The sequence below is a fragment of the Shewanella sp. VB17 genome (assembly GCF_013248905.1).
Classification (GTDB): domain Bacteria; phylum Pseudomonadota; class Gammaproteobacteria; order Enterobacterales; family Shewanellaceae; genus Shewanella.
On record NZ_JABRVS010000001.1, the window covers coordinates 317690 to 343990 of the forward strand.

Here is a 26301-nt window from a genome sequence, read left to right on the forward strand (position 1 = left end):
GCTCAACCTCAGACTGAACCAAAGTGCTAAATCAACGTACTGAATCACAATACTATAGCAAAATACCTCCCTATAATGTCAGCCAAATACTAGCCACTGACCTCAACACCATACTCTCTTGCTGCATCGGTTAACCACAACCACACATAGTCAGCAAAGCTTCTTCGTACCGTCAACTCCCAACTTTCAAGCCCCGTACGACGAATAACTACCTGTGATTTAGCAAACACAGTGGTCACCACTTTACCGACTGGAAAGTTACGCTCATGAACATCGTAAGGGGTAGATTTATGCAATACTTGCAGTGCATTCGAGCCCGATAAGCTCAATACTGTCTGTCCACCAGATACATTTACAACCGCAAAATGACCCTCGACGATGATACGTAATCGACTTTCAACCGCAAAAGCTTGTTTGATAGGTAAAATCACTAGCCATTCATCAGGTGAAATCCAACTGATTGATAATTCATCTTTCGCTTCACTCTGTAGCGCAGCGGGCAGTGAGACTCCTAGTACTTCTTTGATTGCTGCAGCAAACTTTTCATTGTCACTATTGCCTCGTAAAACTAAGTGTCCTAAAAACGCTAATTCACTTAGATAGACACTCACATTTTGTCGCTGACTTGTCTGTGATACTCTCCCAGACAAGGGACTAATAGCTTGCACCCCATTAAGAGAAAGCTGCTGCATTTCCAATATCTTAGGTGATGACGGTACCGCAGTTTCCACTATATGAGTATCCACAGGAGCTGATTCTGGCTTATTAATAATACTTTCAACATCAGACATGTTGTCTATCTCCTTTAGGATCCAAGAAAACAGGGCTGCATATTTCAGCTTCAATCACCCTACCGTCAGCCAGAGGGTAATAAACACTCTCCCCCATACGGTCAAGGCCACCGATGATCATGCCCATTGCAATGCTGCGTTGTAAACATTCACTGTAATAACTTGAGGTCACATGGCCCAACATGGTCATTGGAATTGCTTGATTGGGATCTGCAACCGCCTGAGAGCCTTCAGGTATCACCACATTAGCCTCTTTTGTTTTCAAACCAACAAGTTGCTTCCGACCCGAACGTAAACAATCCTCACGATTCATGCCGCGCTTACCAATGTAACTAAATGTTTTTTGATTACTGACACACCACCCCATACCCAAGTCCATCGGTGTGACAGATCCATCTGTATCTTGCCCAACAATAATAAACCCTTTTTCAGCCCGTAAGACATGCATAGTTTCTGTGCCATAAGGGGTTAAGTTGTATTTTTTGCCATGTGACTGAAGTGCTTCCCATACCTTTAAACCGTAGTTTGACTGTACATTGATTTCATACGAAAGCTCACCGGTAAATGAGATTCGGAATATACGGGCAGGCACACCAGCAACCGTCCCCTGTCGCCAATCCATAAACTTGAAACTATCACGATCTAAATCAATATCATCACAGACTTCTGCCAACAGCTTACGAGCATTAGGGCCAGAAATTGTCATCGTTGACCATTGATCAGTTACGGTATTGAAATAAACTTCAAGCTCAGGCCATTCCGTTTGGTGGTACAGCTCTAACCAACTTAATACCCGAGCAGCGCCACCACTGGTCGTCGTCATGATAAAGTGATTGTCAGCTAAACATGATGTCACACCATCATCGAATATCATGCCATCTTCACCACACATCAAACCGTATCGACATTTACCTACCGCCAATTTAGCCCATGCATTGGTATACACTCGAGAGATAAACTCACGGGCATCTTTGCCCTGAATGTCAATTTTACCGAGTGTGGATGCATCTAAAATACCGACACTATCGCGGGTTGCCTTACATTCACGATTAACCGCATCGAGCATAGACTCCCCAGCTTTGGGGTAATACCAAGCACGTTTCCATTGCCCCACATCTTCAAACAAGGCCCCATTATCGACATGCCATTGCTGCATTGGGGTATAACGCTTTGGATCAAATAAATCACTGCAGTTACGCCCAGCAATTGCGCCAAACGTCACTGGAGTATAATTAGGTCTAAAAATAGTGGTGCCGGTTTCAGGTATCGATTTATTCATGCATTTTGCTGCAATCGCCATACCGTTAATATTACCTAGCTTACCTTGATCAGTACCAAAGCCCATTGCCGTATAACGTTTAATATGTTCAATAGACTCAAACCCTTCACGTGTCGCGAGCTCAATACCCGCTGCGGTGACATCAGTTTGATAATCGACAAATTGTTTTGGGGCTCGACTGGTTGGTAGTGTATGAGGTATATGAAACAACGGCATTGTAGGCCCTTCAGTGAGCAGCTCAACAGCCGGCATTTCATCATTACCAACATCAGTGAAACCCGCTTTGCTTGCCGCTTCTTGCCCGGCACTAAATCCTTCTTGCAAACATTTTATAAGGCTATAAGTACCATTAATCGCCCCCGCGACGAGTTGCTGCTGAACCGTCTCGCCCGGTACAAATCCAAGTACATCCTCTTTCCATTGCGGACGGCTGCCAGTATGACAAGAAAGATGTACCGCGGGACTCCATCCTCCAGAGCTCGCTACCGTGTCACATTTTATGGTCTTTGACTCGCCTACAACTTGAGTCCCATCAACATTAATGTTGGCAATTAACACCGCAGAGACTCTTTTAGTGCCTTTAACTTCAATAACGGCACTGCCAGTGATGATGTTTAAGCCGCGATGACGCGCTTGCTGTATTTTTTCGCCTTGAGGTTGACTGCGAGTATCAATAATGGCCACCACATCTCGACCACTGTCCTGCCAATCGAATGCGGCTTGATAGGCATTGTCGTTAGTTGTCATTAACACTAGCTGCTTACCAGGTACGACTCCGTACTGATTAATATAAGTCGATACCGCTGACGCTTGCATGCAACCGGGAACATCATTATTACCAAAAACCAAGGTTCGCTCATGAGCGCCCGTTGCCAATACGACCCATTTAGCACGAACCCGATATAACCGTTGACGAACTTGTCCGTTAGGCGCTTTATCGGCAATGTGATCAGTACAGCGTTGATGGATAGTAAGGAAGTTATGATCGTGATAACCATTCACTGTGGCACGTGGAAGTACCAACACTTCAGGGTATTGGTTCAGCTCAGCTAATGTCTCAGCCACCCACTCCATTGCCGGTTGGCCATTAATCAGCTCACGGCTTGATAATAATGCGCCCCCCATTTGCGCTTGCTCATCGGCAAAAATAACTCGAGCACCACTACGCGCTGCACTTAACGCCGCCGCTAAGCCTGCTGGGCCTGCTCCCACAATCAATACATCAGTGTGTTGATTAACGTTATCATAAATATCAGGATCGACTTCTGTAGGAGAACGTCCTATTCCTGCCGCTTTACGAATATACTTCTCGTAGGTTTGCCACATCGTTTGCGGATACATAAAGGTTTTATAGTAAAAACCTGGTGGCATCATTTTACCACCAACCTTACCCAACACACTCATCATGTCGAAGTCAGAGCTCGGCCACCCCTTAGCCGAATGACAAACTAACCCATCAAATAGTTCCTGCTGAGTTGCTCTTATATTAGGTACCTGAGTTGCTTCGCTAGCCCCCATTTGTAAAATGGCATTGGGCTCTTCACTGCCAGCGGCAACAATGCCCCGAGGACGGCTATATTTAAAACTGCGCCCAACGATGTCGACACCATTGGCTAGCAGCGCAGAAGCCAGAGTATCACCACTAAAACCTTGATAAATTTTACCGTTATAACAAAAACTCAATGGTTTGCTACGATCTATGCATCCCCCAGAATGAACACGGTTTTCCTGACTCATACTGCACTCCTCTCTCTATCTGAGGTTTTTTCAGCAACAATTTGTGGCACTTCACCCATCTTATACACTTCTTTAATCTGATAAGTTTGAGTATCTCGGGTCACATTAAAATACTTTCTACAACCCGCCGCATGCGACCACATCTCGTGGTGTAGTCCTCGTGGGTTTTTGCGAAAGTACAAATAATCGCCCCACTCCACGTCACTACAATTATCAGGATCGAGTGGACGACTAATATGTGCTTGGCCTGCAGCGTGAAATTCTTCTTCCTCGCGGTGTTCTTGACAATAAGGACAATAAATATAAAACATCTTTTCCCTCTCCTCTAGTGAGCGACGCCTGCAGCACCATGTTCATCAATCAAAGCACCATTGTGGAAACGGGACAAAGCAAACGGTTTAGCTAACGTGTTGGCTTGCCCTTTCGCGAGCAAATCGGCAAAGACATGGCCTGAACCTGGTGTGGCTTTAAATCCGCCTGTTCCCCAGCCACAATTAAAAAATAGATTTTCAACGGGTGTCGCTGAAATAATGGGACATGCATCAGGGCAAGTATCAACAATACCTCCCCACTGACGATTCATTCTGACACGGCTAAAGATTGGGAATAACTCTAAGATTGCCTGAACGGTATGCTCTATTGTGTGATAAGCACCTCGCTGACCATAACCGTTATAACCATCAATGCCGGCACCAATCACCAAATCACCTTTATCTGATTGCGAGATATAACCGTGAACTTGGTTGGACATCACCACAGTGTCCAAAATAGGTTTAATGGGTTCAGAGACCAGTGCCTGCAGTGGATGTGACTCAAGCGGTAACTCGAAACCTGCCATTTTGGCTAATACGCTGGAGTTTCCCGCTACCGCACATCCAACACGATCAGCTTTAATGATCCCGTGCTGCTTAGTATTAACCCCCACAGCAGCGCCATCTTCAGTTATAATATCAATAACTTCACATTGCTGAATTAAATCTACACCCAGTGCATCAGCGGCGCGTGCATAGCCCCATGCAACCGCATCATGGCGAGCAACCCCAGCTCTAGGCTGCCAAGATGCACCCAATATTGGATAACGAGTATCTGTGCCACAATTCATCATAGGTACAATTTCCTGTACCTGTTGAGTGTCTAATACTTCACCATCAATACCATTTAAACGATTAGCGTTAACTCGACGGCCAATATCTCGCATGTCTTGCAAGGTATGGCCTAAGTTCAACACGCCTCGCTGAGAAAACATCACGTTATAATTTAAATCTTGGGACAGGCCTTCCCACAATTTCATGGCGTGTTCATACAAATGTGCTGATTCATCCCAAAGATAATTAGAGCGAACAATGGTGGTATTTCGCGCAGTATTTCCACCACCTAAATACCCCTTCTCAAGCACGGCTATATTAGTAATGCCGTGAACACTAGCCAAATAATAAGCTGTCGCAAGCCCATGACCACCGCCACCAACAATAATCACATCATACCTTTTCTTTGGTTGGGGATTACGCCAAACCCGCTGCCAGTTTTCATGGTGACTTAAGGCATGTGTTATCAACCCAAAACCAGAATATTTTTCCATTCCGAAGTCCTTTAAATATTTGACGATATAGCCGTTAAATGTGAAATCGCGATAAGATCACTGACCGCGGTAAACTGGATAATCACCACAAAGCTGACTGGCTTTATGCTTCACCTCTGCAATCACGCCGCTTGCATCTTCAGTTTGCAGCGCATCCAATATATCCGCTATCCAATGAGACAACTGACGACATTCTTGTTCTTTAAAGCCTCGGGTGGTGATAGCAGGAGAACCAATACGCAGACCAGAGGTGACAAATGGTGACTGAGGATCATTGGGCACTGCATTTTTATTGACAGTGATTGAAGCTTGGCCCAAGGCTGCATCTGCCTCTTTGCCAGTAAGGCCCTGCTTAATTAAACTCAGCAGGAATAAATGATTGCGCGTACCACCAGAAACCACATCATAGCCTCGTTCAATAAATGTTCGCGCCATCACATCGGCATTACGAACAACCTGAGCTTGATATAACTTAAATTCAGGCTGTAACGCCTCCTTGAACGCCACCGCCTTAGCGGCAATCACATGCATTAAAGGGCCGCCCTGAACACCAGGAAAGACTGCCGAATTTAATTTCTTCTCTAATTCTGGATTATTTAGGCTCAGAATTAAGCCGCCACGCGGTCCACGCAAAGTTTTATGAGTAGTTGATGTGACAACGTGTGCATGAGGCAATGGATTAGGATACTGCTCCGCTGCAACAAGGCCGGCAACATGGGCCATATCGACAAAAAGATAGGCTCCGACTTCATCGGCAATTTGACGAAAACGTGCCCAATCGATCACTTGAGAGTATGCAGAGAATCCAGCAATAATCATTTTAGGTTGATGTTCATGAGCCATTGCTCTCACTTCATCGTAATCAATTTCGCCCGCTTCGTTAATGCCATACTGAACCGCATTATAGGTTTTTCCAGAAAAGCTAACATGAGAACCATGGGTTAAATGTCCACCATGAGCCAAACTCATGCCTAATACAGTGTCTCCTGGCTCAACTAACGCCATAAATACTGCAGCATTAGCTTGAGAACCGGAATGCGGCTGTACGTTCGCATAATCAGCACCAAAAAGTTCTTTGGCCCGCTCAATGGCTAATGTTTCTATTTCATCAACATGCTCACAACCACCATAATAACGACGCCCTGGGTAACCTTCAGCATATTTATTTGTCAATGATGTGCCTTGTGCTTCCATCACCATTGGACTGGTATAATTCTCAGAAGCAATAAGTTCGATATGTGCCTCTTGGCGCACTTTTTCTTTCTGAATGGCCTTATCAACCACTTCATCGAATCCGTTAAGCTTATTACAATAATCAAACATTTTACTCACCCTTTGCACTGGTACTCGTCATCAACAGCGATGATTTACATGACATAGGAGAGACAATACTCGTAATTAAACACTTCTTATTGCTTTTAAGCGGCCACATATTGCGGATTGCCGACAAATGTGGCGCTCCAGCATCCATCCTTGACTCAGTTATGTTAGCTTTTAACTCTCACAATAAAAAATATAAGACCAACAATTCATGAACAAGTGTTTGGCAATTTTTTGTGTTAGTAACACAAAAAGCCATCGCTGTTCAAAATGATGATAGGAAGGAAATATGAACCACAATAAGGGCATCAAACCAAGTTTTGCGATGGCGTTACTTCCCATTGCACTCACACTCCTCTTACTCGCTATCCAACTGTTTGTATTTAATGATTTCACTCCTCACATTCCTTTGGCTATCGGCATAGGGATCACTGCCATACTTGCACGGTTTAGAGGTTATAAATGGCTGTATATTGAAGGAGGGGTATTCAATGCCCTACGTATCGCACTGCCCTCTATCGCCATTTTAATTGCGGTTGGCATGATAGTGGCCATATGGATAGCCAGTGGTACAGTACCTGTATTAATATATTATGGGCTTAAGTTGCTTAGCCCTGAATTCTTCCTTGCCTCAGGTATGCTGTTATGCGCCATTGTGTCAGTATCACTAGGGACATCTTGGGGGACGGTGAGCACTATTGGTTTGGCATTGGTCGGCATTGGTGCTGGTTTTGATATTCCAATATACTGGACAGCAGGGGCTGTTGTTTCCGGTGCTTTTTTTGGTGACAAGATGTCGCCATTATCCGATACCACCAATCTAGCCCCTGCGGTAACGGGGGTAAATCTGTTTGACCACATCAAGAACATGATCCCAACCACTCTTCCTGCGATGTTGATTTCACTCTGTATCTATTTATTTGTTGGTTTTTATGTCATCGATTCGGCATCTGTTGATTTCTCAACAATCAATACCATAACCACAGGCTTAGAAACAAGTTTCAGCTTATCTCCATGGCTTTTACTGCCTCCAGCTATAGTGTTATTTCTGTCTTTAAAACGCATGCCCTCACTACCTTCCTTATTTGCAGGGGTTATTTCCGGCGCAATACTTGCCGTTGTTGTCCAAGGTTTTTCTTTGCATGAAGTTTTTCAGTTTATGCAAAATGGTTTCAGTATCACCACAGGTGTCACAGAATTAGACTCACTGCTTAATCGTGGTGGTATTCAATCAATGGCTTGGGTGATAACGCTGGTCATGATATCTCTTGGCTTTGGTGGCGCGTTAGAGCGCACACATTGTTTAGAAAGCATTATTGAAGTGATACTAAAGAAAACTCATTCATTTCTTGGGCTACAAGCTGCAGCAATGGGCACCGCAGTGACCACTAATCTCGTTGCTGGCGATCCTTATTTATCAATTAGTTTACCGGGTCGCATGTTTGCACCAGCATACGTTGAGCAAGGCTACTCTAAACTTAATCTTTCACGAGCAGTTGAAGAAGGTGGCACCTTAATCTCGCCACTAATTCCATGGAACGCTGGCGGCGCTGTGGTTATTACTGCACTCGGTTTAGGCATTGCTGAAGGAAACATAGAGAACTTACTGTATATACCACTTTCTTTTGCCTGCTGGATATCCCCATTAATTGGACTTTTTTATGCTGCAACGGGGCGATTTTCGCCTAAGCTAACTCAAGTGGAGCGCGAACAAGCAGAACAAGATCCCGCTGAAGAAACTGAGCTTGTTCAAGCCTAATATAAACTCAATAACGCCACTGACATCGATACTGGTGTAAGGTAAATAAGTGCGAGACATCAATTAAGCTTACTAAATATCAAAGCCTCCATTATCATTTGGAGGCTTTTTTATTATTAGAGGGCTAACCTCAGTTTACACAAAGGGTTCGTGACGGTACTTTTGCCTAATTTGACTCGGAGATAACCCAAAATAAGCTTTAAAACAGTGGTTAAAATGAGTGGTACTATGAAAGCCACTTGCGACAGCTATATTGCCGATCAAATCATTGCTTTGTAATAATAAACGGCGAGCATGAGTGATCCGCAGTTCAAGGTAATAGCGTGATGGGGTCGTTGCTAAATGTGTTTGAAATAAACGTTCAATGTATCGTCGCGACAAACCCACATACGAACTAATTTCATCAGGCTGTAAAGGCTCCTCAATGTTAGATTTAATTAACTGTAATATATTACGTAATGTGTCTGGAAAAGCGGGATTATCTGCAGTTTTCATTAATGTCGCGTCATGATTACTTTCAACTTGATGACAGGTTAAAATTTCACGAATAGCTCGCACTGTATCACGGCCAAAACACGACTCAATAAATACACACATCATTGCTAATGCACTACTAGGATCGGCACAAGTCATATATTTCCCATCTATTTTAAACACATGCTCAGATAGACAAATATGAGGGAAATGTTCTTTAATAAATGCATGGTTATCTATATGTATTGAACATGTTTTATGATTAAGTAAACCACCATGAGCAAGGGCTACGGCTCCATTCCATAATCCACCTAGTACGGTATTTTTTTTATCTAATAGCCTAAGTTTGGTCGAGAGTTGAACGCATTCACTAAGTGAACTGCGGTAACCGCCACAAATAATTAATGCATCAACAGATACATGATTATCAATAATGAGATCATCTATCGTAAAGCCTGTTGATATATTTAAATTAAGATCACTTTTAACCGATAAGGAACTCAAGCCAAAAGTAGACATGGTGAACAAAGGGGTTGAACGTACCAAATTTGCCGTCACTAATGTATCCATGGCAGCCGTAAAGGCCATCATAGAGAAATGTTCTAATAAAACAAAACCGACTCTTACCGTCTTAGTTTGATCTTCATTTAATGCAATAAATGCACTATTTACATCACGCATTACTCGACTAAATTCTCGTTTATCTACTTCTTTTACCATTTAACCAAATCCACAACATCGGTCGATTCATATCAATATCATGACTTAGACATGAATACTAGCTTAGTGCTATTGCCCCATTGTACCCGCTCTTAACTCTTAGCTGCCAGAAAAAATAGGATAATCAGTTCAGAGAGTTGAGTTGATGCAAGGGGGGGAATTTAAACCTTACTAACAAACATGGCTGGCCTTGACTGTCTCCTTTGTAAGGTAAGTAGGGTTTAATTGTTTTTTATTTACTGCTATTTGGCGATAAAAGATTTGTTAAGCTTTAATTTTACAAACAGCCTTAAAAATACCAATCTTCTTTTTAAAGAGGATTTCTTTGTTGGATTCTTAAGTTGATTTTTAAGGTAATATCTTAAAAATCTTCTATCTCTTATTTTTTGATGAAAATCATGAGTGACACAGCCGCTATTAATATAATTAACCACAATATTTCTTAAAATACCTAAATGTCTTAATGCTCTAGGAATGCGGTGACCAACGCCAAAGAGTCTGACATGCTGCACTTCACACTTAAATCTATCAACGTGCCTTTTATCAGTCAAACACAAAGGATCATAAATAATAGTCAAGGGTACTTGGCAAATAGCCGCATCATTATGCTTGTTATTCCAATCCTCTAATTGGCAAGCCTTAGTCGATTTTTTCTCCCAAGGAGTTATTTTATTTGAATAACTGCTTTGCGGCATAAGCAGTAAAGCTCGCTCTAATCCTAATGAATTAGCATGTAACGCGACAGCAAATCCACCTAAACTGATGCCATAACCTATTTTGTTATCAAAAATCGAGATAGCGTTACCAATAGAAGCAATAAAGCTAACAAAACTATCGGAACGATAATATGTATCTTCTTTGTGAGCAAATGCAATTACATTAAATTGTTGTTTTTTAAAGAAATTAAAACCAAAAGCTTGAACTGTATCATCCTGTAAGCTTTGGTCACTTAACCCACTATCCATAGGAGCAAAAGAGATAACCAGTGGTAGATTTTTATCAAATAAATGATACTGAACAAGGGCATCTGTTAATATTATTCTTACATCTTTGTTGAAATGTAAATTAATAGGCGCAAGCTCAAGCATAATGAACCTCGTAGCATAAATATCGCCAGTAAAGTGAGTAACTATATCAATAATAGGTAGTTGACCACAAGACCACACTAATGAGGCAATAAAACCCTCATTAGTCACACATTATGGGGTGGAGGTGAATTAGCTATTGGCGTCTGATAAACGACTCAATGTAAGCGGGAGTCCGTGCATTTAAGATAGGATCTGCAGAGGGAGCGATCCCCTTTGGCAATAGCACAGGATTAAAAATCCCCCTATCACATTGTATCGTCGCCGTTTCATTATCTCGCTTGCCGTCAATACGTACCTGCCCAACCAATAAACGTTGGCGACTCTCAGGCCACAAGACTGTCGGATCGTTAATTTCGTCACTGGGTTGTGCCAATTGAATATAAAGATCCCACTCTGCAGGTTTTTGTTTAATACGAGTTAACAATTCTGTTTTTAGAAAGTCATTGGGTAGGCTATCAAGCTTGGCTTGACTAAGATAAATCTCGCCATCAACAGGCTCAAAGCTCCAACGGCCAGGCATTATCTGGCCATTGTTTGCACTGAACAAGAAGCTATTGACACCAAAGTAGCGACTATTAGCAAAACTAACACTCGGTGGTAGAGTGTTGATATAATTGAAAAATGTTTTAGCATTAGGTTGGTTGTCCATAAGCCACTTCTTGCCTTCAGCCCCTTGTTTTACCTTAGTTTGAAAGTTAAAAAATTCCTCTAAATTACTGGCAAAAAAAACAGGAGAATTAGTCGTTACAAAATTAAGGCTCTCTTTATGTCCATCAATTTTTAGTGACATAAAACGCCCTGCACCTCTATCCGATGCGTGTGGATTAGTACCTCCTAAAGAAAAGCGAGCAACCACAGGGATCTCATCTTGCTTAAAAAAGGGGATCGTTAAGGTATGCTGTAGTTTAGGGTTAGGAATAAACGTACCTGAGGTACAAAAACCTTTCGCATGATTACGTAGTTTTATTTTTTTCCCCGCATCACGGCTGACAGTATCCGGTGTGCCATTAACGGCATCAACCAGCTCTGCACTCGTTCTATCAATTGCAAGTACTGGTGATGACAGTATAAAAACCGTCAAAAAACTGGTTTTAATAAGCCAAAATAATCTATTTGAACGCATAAAAATTCCTTTATAAAAAAGTTCCCATTAAGGTGGCAATTAACTCTTTAATATAACCCTGTTAGTTTCAACCACCATCATGGCTATTGCAAGAAAGGCCAAGTCTTTAAGTAAGAAGAAATTGGTGATTGGCACTCCATCAGAAATTTTCCACGTACCCGGTGTTGTCAGCATAAAACTAAGCGTGACCGAAAAAATAGTCATAGCAGCCAGCCCTGACACTAAAGCGACTTTGGTTTTTTTTAATCCCAACAATAGCCCTACACCAACAATAATCTCAGTGGAACCGATCAGATTTGACACTGTTTGCACTGATAAAAACTGATAGAGCCAGTCCATCAAAGGATGATTGGCGATTAACGGCTCAATCAACTTTGCCTCGGTAGCAGTGAACTTATAAACTCCTAACCATAGCAACAACAAAGATACCCCTAGTACACCAAACACATAACTGAAATTTGTTGTTTTCATATTATTTTTTCCGATAGTTGCTACTCCCATTGAGTATCAGTAAATTAGACAGAAATTATCGACTAAATATTTCATAAAAAATGGTTAATCGAGTGATGAGGCGAATAGAGTTTTATTTAACGTTGTAATAGTGTTAAATGTATTATCTTTGGTATCACAGCTTCTCTTCACGTTGTCTTTTATGTATCCGCTGCTTCCTGTATATAGGAATCGTTTAAAATAATTAGATAGATAGTTTTTTATTAACATAATGCTAGTGGACGCTTTCGGAGTTTGAAGGGGATCTACCTTCATTGTGACTTATCACCTCCGGTGAGGTATGTGCAGGTCTTACATTTTCCATATAGTCATCGCTAATCTAATAGTCATAGACAGCTATCGTTAATTCTCGCTAAAGTCTAGGTGCGTTATCGATTAAAAATGGCTGGCTATGATGCGCCTTTTTAAATACTTTATAGCAAATGCCTAAAATTATTTTTTTTGAAGGCTGACTCCACGTAATAAATGGTCTTTTCATAAATACCCATTTGAACATCATCAAAGCTATCTTCATGATTTTCATCATATAAAGGATGTTCATCATCATAATATGGGTATCTAAGCCGAGCCTTTTTCTTTTCAATAACGGCTAAATCAATGAGAGCTTCTGCTTCTTCTTGACTTAGGAAAATAGGTCCTTTCATTTTAAGACTTGGAAAAGCCTCTTTTAAAATAAAATAATTCTCTTTATGTACTAATTGAGCTATTTCTTGAATTAGCTCAATTGGCATTACTACATCACGTTTAATCATCCGTTAGAGACCTTTGATAATGCTCCAGGAAACTTTTCAATAATTGTGCCATTACGCCCAATTTTTATATCGCATGGCTTCCTCAACGAAGCAAGCCGATTTTTTGATTAATATACACCACAGAAAAGCATTAGACTATCTGAGTCCATATGAATATTTAACAGGTAAGCGTGTGCTGAGATCTAGCAAATTACTGGACTAGTTATTCTCGGATCTGGCATCCTGCTTCGCCCTACCTTTTACATTCATGCAGTTGTAATTCTATATTTCATAGCGCAGAAATAGGTTACTTCTTGTTTTGCCCTTTGGTGGTTTGTGTAAAACATCTGTACAGTGTTAGTTCTATCGACAAGGGAGGTAGCCATTCCCTCAATCACCTGTTTTGTTCAGCTATTCTACACAAGCTCTGAAACTAGCATATTGAGGTGGCTTAGGTATGCTTGCCTAGATTTGATAAATGGGTTACAGGCGGGGCACCCGCATTTGTTCGCTCCCCCTCATTTTGCTATCACTCCTCTTTGATTAATTTCTTGACTAATCCCTTAAATAGGCTCGAACAGAATAGTCTCTTTTTCAATAAAAATAGCCAGTTATTATGCGATAGACATGATCCATGTGTGCACTAACATGAGCTAACTCACGGTACGTGGGAGGTTGGCTTGAAGGTTTCTTTGAGATGGGTAAACAATCGCTAATTATTGTTTTGTTATAATAAACAATTTAGTCAGATTGAGTAAGATTGGTAACTAATACAACCTGTTGACACAAGAACTCCCGTAATCCCCCCGTAGAGATTTCAAACCATTAGCCCTAAGAAAAAGCCATAAGCAAACCTAAAATAATCTAGGTAAGATAACGGGTTGAAATCTCTCCACCTCATGAGTTGATAGTTACAGCCATTACCATCAACTGTGCAGGTAAATCCCATGCAGGCGAAAAATTGGATTTTGTAGGAGTAAGCCCAACCATCAAGTAAACTATTCGTAAATACACCATGAATGCGGTTTCCTTGGTAGCTGTTGTAAAGCAGTAGTGGGATTTAACGTGAAGGGCTTTGACATCATCAATCAGTCAAAGATCAAACTACAGCCTTAGTTAGAATAAATAGGTGGTTAGATGAAACTAATGAAGTAAACACTTTGTAGGCTCGGTTATCGAAAACATAACAATGCTACTGCTTAGCACAATGAAAAATACCCTACTTTGCTTTATCAACAGCGTTGCTGAAGTCATACAATAAGTTCACGGGATGACACTACTTCATCGTTCAAGCTAAACCACATTAGAAGAAAATACTGACTCCAATGAAGTCAGTACCCAGATTATCCATGGTCCCTATCAAGGATTACATCTTTAACGCTCTTTATGGTGTCATTAATTTTGCTGTTTGGTGGGAGCAATTTTTAAGTCACGTACACATACTGATTGCGGTAATGTGATTGCAAACTCTATCGCTGCAGCAACATCGTCAGCTGAAATCACCCCACCAATTGAGGCTTTCCAGTTTTGGTAATCTTCTAATACTTCAGGCACACTGATATGAGAAATTAATTCTGTTTCTGCCGCCCCTGGTGAGATTTCAATGACCCTGACATTATGCGGTGCCAATTCCCATCGTGTCGCTTCGGTAAGACCGTGAACGGCATATTTAGTGGCGCAATATGCGGCGTGAAATTCATAACTTTTTTGGCCCGCTAAACTTGAAATATTAACGATAGTGCCACAGCGTCGCTGTTTCATTCCCGCCATGACCACCTTCATGCCATTTAATACACCACTGATATTAACATCTATCATGGTTTGCCATTCTTTGGGATCTTGAACATCGAGCTCAGATAAGAGCATGACACCGGCATTATTAATCAAGCAATCGACAGCGCCATACTCAGATTCTGCCTCTTGAACGGCTTGCTCAAAACCTATCGCATCACATACATCAACTGCTCTGCATAAAGTATTGGGTAACGCCAATGCTTCCATGGCATCAAGTCTTCTTGCTAACAGCAGTAATGGGTAGCCTTGCGCACTAAGACGTTTAGCAATGGCTGCACCGAAACCGCTACTGGCGCCTGTGATAACAGCTAATTTTTTCATTTTATATCCTTGTAGAATTTATTTGCCACATTTGGGTGCGATCGCAATCGCCCCTTAAAATAATTTTCACCGATATGAAAACTTTTAAATGAACGATAGAAATTTTCATCGGCGTTACCAGTGGGTTCAACGATTTGATTTAATGTTCCCCCAAGAAAAAAGGCAGCGGAGTAACGTTCATTGGCCTTTATTTGAACTCTGTGTTCTGTCGCTTGTAGCTCGCCAGCGGTGAACATTTCAAGTAATTCACCCACATTAACGACAATGGTACCTGGTATGGTCGGTACATCTTGCCATTGATTATCCATTTTGACCTGTAAGCCACCGACATTATCTTGCAAGAGTAGTGTCAGCAGCCCTTCGTCTTTATGTGCACCCACACCTTGCTGTTGCGCTCCATCAGGATAACGGATCAATTTCATATGTTGATGAGGTTTATCGCCATAAATATGTAGCATACCTTGTTCTGATATTGATAAAGCCTTGGCGAGCCCCTTAATGACTTCGAGCGCTATGCTTTGGGCTTTATGAGCGAATTCTGTCAATACAGGTTGCATGTCAGGTAAGGTTTTTGGCCATTGATTAGGCCCTATCAATCCTTGCCACTGCGTAGCTTCATTAACCGTGACAGCGATATCTTCAGAGCCAACATCAAATTGTTCTCTCACATCAACCTGTTTATCAGTCACCTCGCTACCTATATGACTATAGCCTCTAAAATGACGAGAATTATCCATTGATATGTCATTTTTTTCAGCTTCAGATAACAAAAAGAATTGCTTTGAAATAGTAAACACTTTTTCAGTATCAATGCCATGACCAGTAATGAAGAAAAATCCACATTCCATAAGCGATCGCTGTAAGCGGGCACATTCATTAGGATCAGCTAACTTAGTTAAATCGACGATAGGTAACATTAAATGGAGTCCAACATGTGCATGTATTAAACAATATATACTACTTTAGTATTTGTACTAGTTTCAAGCCCTCACTATACTTTGAATATTGTCCTTAAGAAACGGACATTCTGTTAATATAATGATAAAAAACAATTGTATAGTTATAATAATTACCATTAATAAACACAAGAATAATGATTCTAATGAGGATATATAGTGCTAAACAGAAGTAAACTCACTTCGATTAACAAGACCAGTATTAATACTGTTACAGAGGTTAATAAATTTAATGCTTTAGCCAAAGAGTGGCGCGATCCCAATGGAAAATTCAAACATGTTTTAACCTTTAACCAAGCTCGATTAGTCGCGATAAAAACAATGTTAGCGCAACATTTCAATCGCGATATTAATCGTAAACTCTGCCTTGAAGGGTTGGCATTACTCGATATTGGCTGTGGCGCAGGACTCTTATGCGAACCTTTAGCTGAATGTGGTGCTGACGTGACCGCAATAGATCCCAGTGAACACAATATATTAATAGCCAAGCAAAGTGCTAAGAATAATGAACTATCAATCAATTATATTCATTGTTTAGCCAGCGATCTTACAGATAAAAATGAACACACTTTGTATGATATTGTTCTCAATACAGAGGTGATAGAACATGTAGCGGATCAACAAGGTTTACTCAACATCTGTTGTGAAAAGCTAAAACCAGGCGGTTTATTGATAATGGCCACCCTTAATCGCACTATTAAATCGTATATCATCGCGATACTTGGTGCAGAATATGTCATGAAATACCTCCCTATAGGGACTCATGAGTGGCGCTATTTTATTAAACCTGAGGAATTATCAGCAATGATAGCTAAGCAAGGTTTACAGACCATAGGTTCACAAGGAATACAATTCAACCTCTTAAAAAAACAATGGAAAATAGCCAATAGCACCGACGTTAACTATATGCTTTATGCTAAGAAGCTAAAATAAAATTTAAGCTCGAAAGATAAACATACCCTAGAGAAAGAGATAATGAGTCGTGACTTTATGTGTCAAAATCCTGAGAGTGTGAGCAATATTAACGCTTGTTTTTCTCGAGGAAACCAACATTTTTCTGGAGCAGAAGGACGCTTTACTCAAGGTCAGGGTATTGATATGGCTACAGGTTTTGTACTCGACAGGCGTACAGATTTTACTCTTGAAGGCCGTCTTGAGTTGGCGTTTAAACGTTTTTACCATTCATCAGGTTTGATGATGGTGGGCATGTTAGGCACACGTTGGCGTACTAATTGGGATGTCACTTTGTTGCTTGAAGGCACGCAAGCTCGGTTTATTGATGAGCAATATTCACAAGCACTTTATCTGTTACCTAAAGAGGGAGAGAGAAGTTTTGCTGCACATTTACCACAGTGGTGCTTAATGCGATGTGGCCAGCGACTTATTATGCGGCACGTTGATGAACGGGAGTACCATTTTGCTGAGCCTGTGGGTTATCGTTTATTACTGAGTAAAATCTCGGATGGTAAAGGAAATCATATTCATTTTGTATATGAGGGTGGTTGTTTAGTCAAGGTTTTATTAGCTAATGGGCAGCAGATCCTGGTGGATTATCATCATCGCCGTATCGAGAAGATGACTTTAGTTAATCGCTACCTCAAGCCTATACATGTCCTAGCGTGTTATGAGTATGACAGCTTGGGGCAGATGCTTCATAGCCGTGCGGGACCAGGCTGTAGTGTTGATTATCAATACAATGAACAAGGCTATTTATTACGTTGGTCTGATTTAAGTCATAGTTGGGCTGAATATGACTATGATGAGCTGGGTCGTGCCATCAAATCAAGAGGTGCAGCAGGTCGGTTTTGTGGTCAAATACGTTTTGATGATGCAGCAAGAGTGGTGTATTACAAGGATGCTATTGGGGGGATTAGCCAATATTATCGTGATGAACGTAATAATATTATTTGTATTGTGTTACCTAATGGTGAAGAGTTGCGCAATCAATGGCGTCATAATCAGCTGATAACACATACCAACGGCCTGGGTGAGAGCAGGAAAATTAGTTATACCGTTTGGGGGCAAGTGGCATATATGTTAGCAGCCGACGGAAGCAAGGTACAATACGAGTACGATGATTTTGGCAGGCTTTTGAATTTTAAAAATAAACATGGTGCATGTTGGCAGTATGAATATAACAAGGTAGGCAAGCTTACGCGTGTGTTAGCCCCTAATGTATTACAAGATGTACAACAGTGGTTTTATCAATACACTGTCTTAGGGCAACTGGCTTGGATCATTACGCCACAAGGTGAACAGACGGGTTATCAGTATCAGCATTCAGGGCTATTAAGTGGCATATTACTTCCTTGTGGGGAAAAGCTGGTGTTTAAATATGACAATTTGGGGCGGGTTACATCACAAACCCGTCATTCAGCTCAACTTAACATCACCAGATGGCATTATCAAACAAGTTGGCCGTCCCCACACGCTGTGACAGATGAAGAGGGTGATCGTTGTTATTATGAATATGATATTGAAGGTAATATAACCCGTTATACTGACCGATTAGGCCAGCAATGGCAGTATCAATATGGCACATTTAATCTGCTGCAACAAAGCGTCAATCCTCAAGGTGAAAATACGTTATATCGTTATAATGGAGAATGCCAACTCGAAGCTGTGATTAATCACCAGCAGCAAGTGTGGTGTTACCAATATAATAGCAACGGACAAGTTGTTACTGAGTTGCCTTATGATGGCAGTACTATCGAGTTTACTTATGATGCAGCTGGACGGATTAAGAGTCAAACTGCCGCCGATGGCAGCAGTCGATATTTTTATTATAACTTGGCTGGGCAGTTAATTCAGTCTCAGAGTCGCGACCAAGATGCCCGTGTCAGTAGTAACACTTATTTTGATCTTGATGCGGGTGACTATAATGAATTTGATTGCAATGAGTCAGGCAGTGTGAGGAGATATCATTGCAGCCAGGATAGCTTGCTATATAAAGATCAGCATTTGCCAATAATACATCAGATGGGCGAATCTCATGTGTCTCTATCGGTGAATGAAGGTATTGAATTAGGCAAGCGTGTGATTAATCACTACGCTTTGATGCAAAAAAAACTATCGCTTATCAGTCAGGGTAAACTTGCTATAGAGTCTTTTTATCAGGCTCATGAGCCTTGAATTAGTCAGGTAAAACATCAAGCTCATTTTTGCTGTCCAGTTTGAGGGATTGCGTTGCGAGGTTTAATATTAGACAATTAGTGGTCAGTCTTACTATCAAGGCATTTAGTAGCATCATGGCTGCTATCGATATTTTTGATTATTTTTTTGCAACATTAACGTTTAAAGGATCGAAATGGGTAATGCAGTCAAATTGGGAGATACGGGCAGTGATCATGAGGGATTTCCTCCTACAGCGGTTATAGGAGCGTCATCGTCAGTGAAAGCAGATGGGATAGGGTTAGCGAGGCAAGGAGATCCCTTGATGCTTCATGCTAAACCTAATCATCCGCCTCATCCTCGAAAAATAGCTGCAGGCTCAGGCTCTGTATTTGCTGATGGCAAGCCAGTTGCTCGCAGTGGTGATGCGATTGATTGTGGCGGTACGGTAACGGGTGGTGGTACGGTCAATATTGGCTAGTGACAATGGAGAGTCAATGACTGCTATTTGGAAGGGAGCTTATCCTCCCTTCCTTATTTTTATTATTCAGACTTATTCGCTATATTTTGTAAATTGTCATGAATTTTAAATAAAACAATGAGTAACTCACACCACATTCGTGATCCAATAGCCCCGCCTATAATGACAGCTAAGCCACTAAAAAAACCGCTCCCATACCCTGTAAACATGGTGACCAGACCTGAAATCAAACATCCTAGTAACATTAACCAATAGACAAAAGTGATTATTTTAGGGGTTAACATTTTGTCAAAGAAAAAAACATCTTTCAAAGGTAAGTCCTTTTATTATCAATAACTCCAATAGAATTTAACGTTAGGTTAGCGGAGTTGTAAAAACCTGACGATCACACTTCGGAAACCGAAGATCTTATGCAGTCGTGTGTGTATCCTGACGATATAAACAAAACGATAATTGTTCGTACCGATTAACATCATAGTTAGTCACGACCGATATTTTTGGCAATAGTAAACTTAAGTCTTACCACACGCAAGATCTACCTGTTCGCGATGTGTTAAAGCGACCTTCATTGATCTTTCTTCTAGGGCGTCAGCTTCTTTAATGGAATGGCTCAACATCCCCTAAGCGACTCCTGCCCTCTGTGAGCTAACCTGAAGTGGCGGCATTACCGCTCTATCTGTCGTTTTTGAGGCGTTTTGACGCAATTTGAAAAGCTACAATCTAGCTAATTAAGGTGATTTCACCGATTGCACGACACTTAAGTGCACATAGGGAGAGGGTTGTATGTCCGACGCTAAAAGCTTACATCAAAACTCCATCATTATTGATGGTTTGATTATCGCTAAATGGGAAAGGGAGCTATTTGAAGATATGGCCCGGGGCGGTTTGACTGCTGCTAATTGCACTGTGTCTGTGTGGGAAGGTTTTCAGGCCACTATGGATAACATCGTTGAGTTTAATCAATTTTTTACTGAGAACTCAGATATTATCCGCCCTGTTTATACCACTGCTGATATTCTCGCCGCAAAACAGGAAGGGCGGACCGGCATCATTTTGGGTTTTCAAAATGCTAATGCTTTTGAAGATCAGATAGGGTATGTGGAAATTTTCAAAAAATTGGGTGTCGGCATTGCCCAAATGGCTTATAACACGCAAAACTTGGTCGGCACAGGTTGTTATGAGCGTGATGGTGGCCTATCGGGATTTGGTCACGAAGTGGTGACTGAGATGAATCGCGTTGGCATGATGTGTGATTTGTCTCATGTGGGCAGCAAAACATCAGAAGAAGTCATTTTAGCCTCGAAAAAGCCGGTGTGTTATTCACATTGTTTACCCCAAGGTTTGAAAGATCACCCGCGTAATAAATCTGATCAAGAACTTAAGTTTATCGCCGATCACGGGGGATTTATCGGTGTCACCATGTTTGCTCCTTTCTTAAAAAATGGCATCGACTCGACCATAGAAGATTATGTTGAGGCCATCGATTATATCGTCAATATTGCAGGTGAAGATCAGGTGGGAATTGGCACTGATTTTACCCAGGGCCATGATCAATCTTTTTTTGAATGGCTGACTCACGACAAAGGGTATGCACGCCGTTTGACCCGCTTTGGCAAGATAGTCAACCCCGCAGGTATACGCACTGTGGGTGAGTTTCCCAACTTGACTCAAGCTTTACTCAATAAAGGGTGGAGCGAACGTAAGGTACAAAAAGTGATGGGTGAAAACTGGGTTAATGTCTTAAAACAAGTGTGGGGCGAATAGGAGTCTGTTATGTCAGTACATGCACCAGAAATGCCAATTCAAGTCAATGATGAAACCGGAGTGTGGGTGACCGATGCTTTGCCGATGTTGTATGTGCCACGGCATTTTTTTGTCAATAATCACATGGCGATAGAAGCTGAATTAGGGCCAGAAAAATACGCGCAAATCTTGTATAAAGCCGGTTACAAATCTGCTTACCATTGGTGTGAGAAAGAGGCTGAAATTCATGGCATTAAAGGTGATGAGGTGTTTATTCATTATATGAAACGCTTATCACAAAGAGGGTGGGGTTTATTCCATATTGAGTCGCTGGATATAGAGAATGGGCAGGCCAGAGTACGTTTAGATCATTCTGCTTTTGTGTATCAATACGGCAAGGTGAATCGTAAGGTCGATTATATGTTTACTGGCTGGTTTGCCGGTGCCATGGATCAGATTGCTGCAAGTCAGGGTTATCAGATTAAAAGCTATGCTGAGCAGACCCAAAGCGCCGCAGAATCTGGCGTAGATTATGGCATTTTTGACGTTTTCCCTCTCGCAACGTAAGCCATATTTTATCAGGGTGAGCTTGCGGATCTGTGGGCCACTTTTTCAATCATATCTTTAAGAGTATCCGTTGTAGGCTAACTGCATCGTAAACAAGAGTCAGGAGTGGTCATGGGACAGTTTGATGCATTATTTCAACCCTTGGAAATTAACCAATTAACCATCCGTAATCGGGTGGTGAGTACTGCCCATGCTGAGGTATATGCCACAGAAGATGGCATGACAACAGAACGTTACATCAAGTATTACGAAGAAAAATCCAAAGGTGGGATCGGCCTGTCTATTTGCGGTGGTTCCAGTGTAGTTTCCATTGATAGCCCCCAGGGTTGGTGGCAGTCAGTCAATCTTTCGACTGACAAAATCATCCCTCATTTTCAAAATCTGGCAAATGCTGTACATAAACACGGCAGTCATATCATGATCCAAATTACGCATATGGGGCGACGCTCTCGTTGGGATGGGGGGAATTGGTCTACTTTGGTGAGTCCAAGTGGTATTCGTGAGCCGGTACATAGAGCAACCTGTAAAACCATTGAAGATGAAGAAATAGAACGTATCATTAATGATTATGCTCAGGCTGCTAGACGGGCGAAAGAGGGCGGACTTGACGGCATAGAGTTATCGGCTGTGCACCAACATCTGATTGATCAGTTTTGGAGCCCAAGGGTGAATAAACGGGTAGATCAATGGGGCGGAAGTTTCGAGAATCGGATGCGCTTTGGTATACGGGTACTTGAGGCGGTTCGCGCTGAAGTAGGGCGAGACTTTGCTGTTGGCCTACGGATCTGTGGCGATGAGTTCCATCCTGATGGATTATCACAAGATGATATGAAAGACATTGCTGCTTATTATGACCAAACTGGTCTATTGGATTTCTTTGGTGTCGTGGGCTCTGGTTGTGATACCCATAATACCCTGGCAAATGTGATCCCCAACATGAGTTATCCGCCTGAGCCTTTCTTGCATTTGGCTGCTGGGATTAAGCAGGTGGTTAGTGTGCCGGTGATTCATGCTCAAAATATTAAGGATCCTAATCAGGCTCAGCGCATTTTAGAAGCTGGGTATGTAGACTTTGTCGGCATGACCCGAGCACACATTGCAGACCCCCATTTAATCGCCAAAATCAAACTCGGCCAACTCGATCAAATACGCCAGTGTGTGGGAGCAAATTACTGCATTGACCGTCAGTATCAAGGGTTGGATGTGCTGTGTATTCAAAATGCGGCCACGTCGCGAGAAAGCACCATGCCTCATCGGATAAATAAAACGACAGGGGTGATCCGTAGGGTGGTTGTAATAGGCGGTGGCCCGGCTGGATTGGAGGCGGCTCGAGTATGCGCAGAGCGTGGCCATCAAGTGACATTAATAGAGCAAGCAGCTGAATTGGGCGGCCAGATAACGATTGCATCTAAGGCGCCACAACGAGATCAAATCGCCGGTATTACTCGTTGGTTTGTACTTGAGCTAAACCGATTAGGGGTGGATATTAAGCTGAATACTCAGGCTGATGCTGCTGCTATTTTTGCTTTGCAACCTGATGTGGTTATTTTGGCTGTGGGTGGCACTCCCTTTTTACAGCAAAACCCTAAATGGCATGCAGATGAGGAGATGGTGGTTAGCAGTTGGGACATATTAACAGGCGCAGTAGAGCCGGGTAAAAATGTGTTGGTTTATGACACTATTTGTGAATTCAGTGGTATGTCTGTGGCTGATTATTTATCAGCGAAAGGCTCGCTGGTTGAAATGGTCACTGATGACATTAAACCCGGCGCTGCGGTTGGGGGAACCTCTTTCCCGACTTATTATCGTAATTTGTATAAGCAAGAGGTGGTGATGACTCCGGATTTTATGCTGGAGGAGGTTTATCGCGAGGGCGATAAGTTAGTGGCAGTGCTGGAAAATGAATATACCGGTCAGAAAGAGGAGCGAGTGGTTGACCAAATCGTGGTTGAAAATGGTATTAGCCCCAATGAAGGCTTGTACTATCAGCTCAAAGCCGATTCGGTCAATAAGGGACAGATGGATATTCAGGCTTTGTATGACGCCAAACCGCAACCTTGTTTAGAAGGCGTTGCGGCTGGATATCTGTTATTTCGCATTGGGGATTGTGTTGCCCAACGTAACACCCATGCGGCTATCTATGATGCCTTGCGTTTATGTAAGGATTTCTAATGGCAACTAAGACGATCACCATGGAGCTGGATAGTTTGCTGTTGGTTTTGCTCGCACTGGTGTTGGTACTCATGATTATGGGTGCGGTTCGCCGAATGAGTTTATGGCGTCAGGGGCAAGCACAGGATGTGGCTTTTTTTCGAGGATTATTGAGTATTCCGCGCCGTTATTTGGTGGATTTACATCATGTGGTGGGGCGAGATAAGTATATTTCTAACACTCATGTGGCGACTGCTGGTGGGTTTGTGGCATCAGTACTGCTTTTAGTGTTGCAATTAGCGCTGCAATATTTACTTGGGGTCGACAGTCTCATTTTACAGGGGGCCTTATTGCTTACCACCACAATCATGTTTGGTGGTGCCTGGTTTGTGGCGAAGCGTCGCATTAAGCCTGCGGCTAATTTATCTCGCGGCCCTTGGATGCGATTGCCTATAAGCTTGCTTGCATTTTCCAGTTCATTTTTTGTTATCACATTACTGGGCAGTGATTTTACCCCTGAAGGGCTAGGATCATGGTTACTGTTGGTGGTCTTGTTGGTTGGTGTGACTATTGGAGTTGGTGAGCTATTTTTCGGCATGGCTTGGGGAGGGCCGATGAAGCATGCCTTTGCTGGCGCACTTCATTTAGCATTTCACCGCAGAACTGAGCGTTTTGACGGTGGTCAGTCGACGGGTCTTAAAGCTTTAGATTTGTCAGCATCAACACTTGGCGTGGCTAAGGTGGCAGATTTTAAATGGAATCAGCTGCTGGGGTTTGATGCTTGCGTACAGTGCGGTCGCTGTGAAAAAGTGTGTCCTGCATTTGCCTCCGGACAACCGTTGAACCCTAAAAAGCTTATTCAGGATATGGTTGTTGGCATGGCTGGTGGTACAACTGAATCCTATGCTGGTAGCCCTCACCCAGGAAAAGCAGAGCAGTTTGCTGATGGCGGCGCTCACAAACCGATTTTCCAAGGTTTGTTGGATCCAGACACCTTATGGGCCTGTACCACCTGCCGAGCCTGTGTTGAGGAGTGTCCCATGATGATTGAACATGTGGATGCGGTTGTTGATATGCGTCGCCATTTGACTTTGGAACGAGGCGAAACGCCGGGCAAAGGGAGAGAAGTACTCGAAAACCTTATTATGACCGACAACCCAAATGGTATGCCGCCACAGCAAAGGAATCATTGGGGGGTTGATCAGCAACTTCCCTTGATGCAAGAGGTTAAGCAGGCGGATGTACTATTTTGGATTGGTGATGGTGCCTTTGATATGCGTAACCAGAGAACGCTGAAAGCGGTAGTGACTCTATTACGTCGGGCTAAGGTTGATTTTGCTGTATTGGGTAATGAGGAAGTGGATTGTGGGGATTTGGCTCGTCGATTGGGTGACGAGGCGACTTTTCAGCGTTTGGCTAACACCAATATTAACACATTGAAAAAGTATCATTTTAAGCGGATTGTCACTGCTGATCCTCACTCATTTCATGTGTTAAAAAATGAGTATGGTGATTTTGGTGGCCAGTTTGAGGTTTTGCATCACACTCAGCTGTTTGCTGAATTAGTGGCTAATGGTGAGTTGGTATTAAAACCTTTAACTTCTCAAACAATGACTTATCACGATCCCTGCTATTTGGGACGCTATAACCAAGGGTATGAAGCACCGCGTTTTTTACTACGACAAATGGGGATAGAAGTACGAGAAATGGAACGTTCTGGTTTTCGCTCTCGTTGTTGCGGCGGCGGTGGCGGAGCGCCGATCACTGATGTTCCTGGTGAGCAGAGGATCCCCGATATGAGGATGCAGGATATAAAAGCAACGCAGGCGGATGTGGTTGCGGTGGCGTGTCCACAATGCAGTTTGATGCTTGAAGGGGTGGTTGAGCCTCGACCTCAGGTAAAAGATATAGCCGAAATCTTGGTGGAGGCGTTACCAAGTGAGTCTATGACTGATGCGCTGTACTCTGCTCCTTTTAAGGCGACAGAGAGGAACATAATATCAAGTAGGGCTAATGTTCTCCCCTTAACCGTTCAAGTTGAACCTCATGCTGAGGGAGTCGAATAA

Annotated in this window: 21 protein-coding genes; 8 read left to right on the plus strand and 13 right to left on the minus strand. The window is 42.4% G+C overall.

Annotated features, from left to right (window positions below):
- Window positions 1-89 precede the first annotated feature (89 nt).
- Genes HQQ94_RS01385 through glyA form a run of 5 tightly spaced genes read right to left on the minus strand, consistent with a single transcriptional unit; the run spans window position 90 to window position 6709 of the window.
- Window positions 90-791 (minus strand): sarcosine oxidase subunit gamma, encoded by a 702-nt coding sequence (locus HQQ94_RS01385; protein WP_254303973.1) that lies wholly within the window; start codon window positions 789-791, stop codon window positions 90-92.
- A complete protein-coding gene (locus HQQ94_RS01390) occupies window positions 784-3807 on the minus strand; it encodes a sarcosine oxidase subunit alpha (protein WP_173292754.1) in 3024 nt (1007 codons plus the stop codon). The genes HQQ94_RS01385 and HQQ94_RS01390 overlap by 8 nt, the downstream gene beginning before the upstream one ends.
- Window positions 3804-4118 carry a sarcosine oxidase subunit delta gene (locus HQQ94_RS01395; protein ID WP_173292755.1) on the minus strand — a complete coding sequence of 105 codons (315 nt, stop codon included), beginning with the start codon at window positions 4116-4118 and terminating at the stop codon, window positions 3804-3806. Before HQQ94_RS01395 ends, HQQ94_RS01390 begins: the two co-directional genes overlap by 4 nt.
- Window positions 4119-4132: 14 nt before the next feature.
- Window positions 4133-5386 carry a sarcosine oxidase subunit beta family protein gene (locus HQQ94_RS01400; protein WP_173292756.1) on the minus strand — a complete coding sequence of 418 codons (1254 nt, stop codon included), beginning with the start codon at window positions 5384-5386 and terminating at the stop codon, window positions 4133-4135.
- 57 nt (window positions 5387-5443) lie between these two features.
- The gene (glyA, locus tag HQQ94_RS01405; protein ID WP_173292757.1) at window positions 5444-6709 is read right to left on the minus strand and encodes a serine hydroxymethyltransferase; all 1266 of its coding nucleotides are present in this window, start codon (window positions 6707-6709) and stop codon (window positions 5444-5446) included.
- Between the two features lie 286 nt (window positions 6710-6995).
- Between glyA and nhaC the strand changes: the two genes are divergently transcribed.
- Window positions 6996-8465, plus strand: coding sequence for a Na+/H+ antiporter NhaC (gene nhaC / locus HQQ94_RS01410; RefSeq protein WP_173292758.1), 1470 nt, complete (start codon window positions 6996-6998; stop codon window positions 8463-8465).
- A 135-nt stretch (window positions 8466-8600) separates the two neighbouring features.
- On the opposite strand, the gene HQQ94_RS01415 is transcribed toward nhaC, so the two are convergent.
- The 7 genes from HQQ94_RS01415 to HQQ94_RS01445 all read right to left on the minus strand — a co-directional run bounded on the left by HQQ94_RS01415 (window position 8601) and on the right by HQQ94_RS01445 (window position 16143).
- Window positions 8601-9659 carry a GlxA family transcriptional regulator gene (locus HQQ94_RS01415; protein WP_173292759.1) on the minus strand — a complete coding sequence of 353 codons (1059 nt, stop codon included), beginning with the start codon at window positions 9657-9659 and terminating at the stop codon, window positions 8601-8603.
- A gap of 242 nt (window positions 9660-9901) precedes the next feature.
- The gene (locus tag HQQ94_RS01420; RefSeq protein ID WP_173292760.1) at window positions 9902-10747 is read right to left on the minus strand and encodes a hypothetical protein; all 846 of its coding nucleotides are present in this window, start codon (window positions 10745-10747) and stop codon (window positions 9902-9904) included.
- 133 nt (window positions 10748-10880) lie between these two features.
- Entirely contained in the window at window positions 10881-11870 is a 990-nt protein-coding gene (locus HQQ94_RS01425; protein ID WP_173292761.1) for a catalase family peroxidase, read from the minus strand.
- A gap of 39 nt (window positions 11871-11909) precedes the next feature.
- Complete coding sequence (locus HQQ94_RS01430) at window positions 11910-12341, minus strand: DUF417 family protein (protein ID WP_217273976.1); 432 nt, start codon at window positions 12339-12341, stop codon at window positions 11910-11912.
- Window positions 12342-12793: 452 nt separating this feature from the next.
- The gene (locus tag HQQ94_RS01435) at window positions 12794-13132 is read right to left on the minus strand and encodes a hypothetical protein (RefSeq protein ID WP_173292763.1); all 339 of its coding nucleotides are present in this window, start codon (window positions 13130-13132) and stop codon (window positions 12794-12796) included.
- A gap of 1374 nt (window positions 13133-14506) precedes the next feature.
- Complete coding sequence (locus HQQ94_RS01440; protein WP_173292764.1) at window positions 14507-15226, minus strand: SDR family oxidoreductase; 720 nt, start codon at window positions 15224-15226, stop codon at window positions 14507-14509.
- Window positions 15223-16143, minus strand: a complete 921-nt coding sequence (locus tag HQQ94_RS01445; RefSeq protein WP_173292765.1) for an isopenicillin N synthase family oxygenase — start codon at window positions 16141-16143, stop codon at window positions 15223-15225. Before HQQ94_RS01445 ends, HQQ94_RS01440 begins: the two co-directional genes overlap by 4 nt.
- A 198-nt stretch (window positions 16144-16341) precedes the next feature.
- On the opposite strand from HQQ94_RS01445, the gene ubiG reads away from it, so the two are divergent.
- The 3 genes from ubiG (at window position 16342) to HQQ94_RS01460 (ending at window position 19774) form a co-directional block, all read left to right on the plus strand.
- Window positions 16342-17115: a bifunctional 2-polyprenyl-6-hydroxyphenol methylase/3-demethylubiquinol 3-O-methyltransferase UbiG gene (gene ubiG / locus HQQ94_RS01450; RefSeq protein WP_173292766.1), complete on the plus strand. Its 774-nt coding sequence runs from the start codon at window positions 16342-16344 to the stop codon at window positions 17113-17115.
- A gap of 42 nt (window positions 17116-17157) precedes the next feature.
- Window positions 17158-19314, plus strand: a complete 2157-nt coding sequence (locus HQQ94_RS01455; protein ID WP_173292767.1) for a DUF6531 domain-containing protein — start codon at window positions 17158-17160, stop codon at window positions 19312-19314.
- 175 nt (window positions 19315-19489) lie between these two features.
- On the plus strand, window positions 19490-19774 hold the full coding sequence (locus tag HQQ94_RS01460; protein ID WP_173292768.1) for a type VI secretion system PAAR protein: 285 nt from the start codon (window positions 19490-19492) through the stop codon (window positions 19772-19774).
- 62 nt (window positions 19775-19836) lie between these two features.
- On the opposite strand, the gene HQQ94_RS01465 is transcribed toward HQQ94_RS01460, so the two are convergent.
- Window positions 19837-20085 (minus strand): DUF4282 domain-containing protein, encoded by a 249-nt coding sequence (locus tag HQQ94_RS01465; RefSeq protein ID WP_173292769.1) that lies wholly within the window; start codon window positions 20083-20085, stop codon window positions 19837-19839.
- 472 nt (window positions 20086-20557) lie between these two features.
- On the opposite strand from HQQ94_RS01465, the gene HQQ94_RS01470 reads away from it, so the two are divergent.
- From HQQ94_RS01470 to HQQ94_RS01485, 4 genes are all read left to right on the plus strand, one after another.
- Window positions 20558-21538, plus strand: coding sequence for a dipeptidase (locus HQQ94_RS01470; protein ID WP_173292770.1), 981 nt, complete (start codon window positions 20558-20560; stop codon window positions 21536-21538).
- A gap of 9 nt (window positions 21539-21547) precedes the next feature.
- Window positions 21548-22084, plus strand: a complete 537-nt coding sequence (locus tag HQQ94_RS01475; RefSeq protein WP_173292771.1) for a DUF5943 domain-containing protein — start codon at window positions 21548-21550, stop codon at window positions 22082-22084.
- 111 nt (window positions 22085-22195) lie between these two features.
- A complete protein-coding gene (locus HQQ94_RS01480) occupies window positions 22196-24256 on the plus strand; it encodes an NADH:flavin oxidoreductase (protein WP_173292772.1) in 2061 nt (686 codons plus the stop codon).
- The gene (locus HQQ94_RS01485) at window positions 24256-26301 is read left to right on the plus strand and encodes a (Fe-S)-binding protein (protein WP_302051835.1); all 2046 of its coding nucleotides are present in this window, start codon (window positions 24256-24258) and stop codon (window positions 26299-26301) included. Before HQQ94_RS01480 ends, HQQ94_RS01485 begins: the two co-directional genes overlap by 1 nt.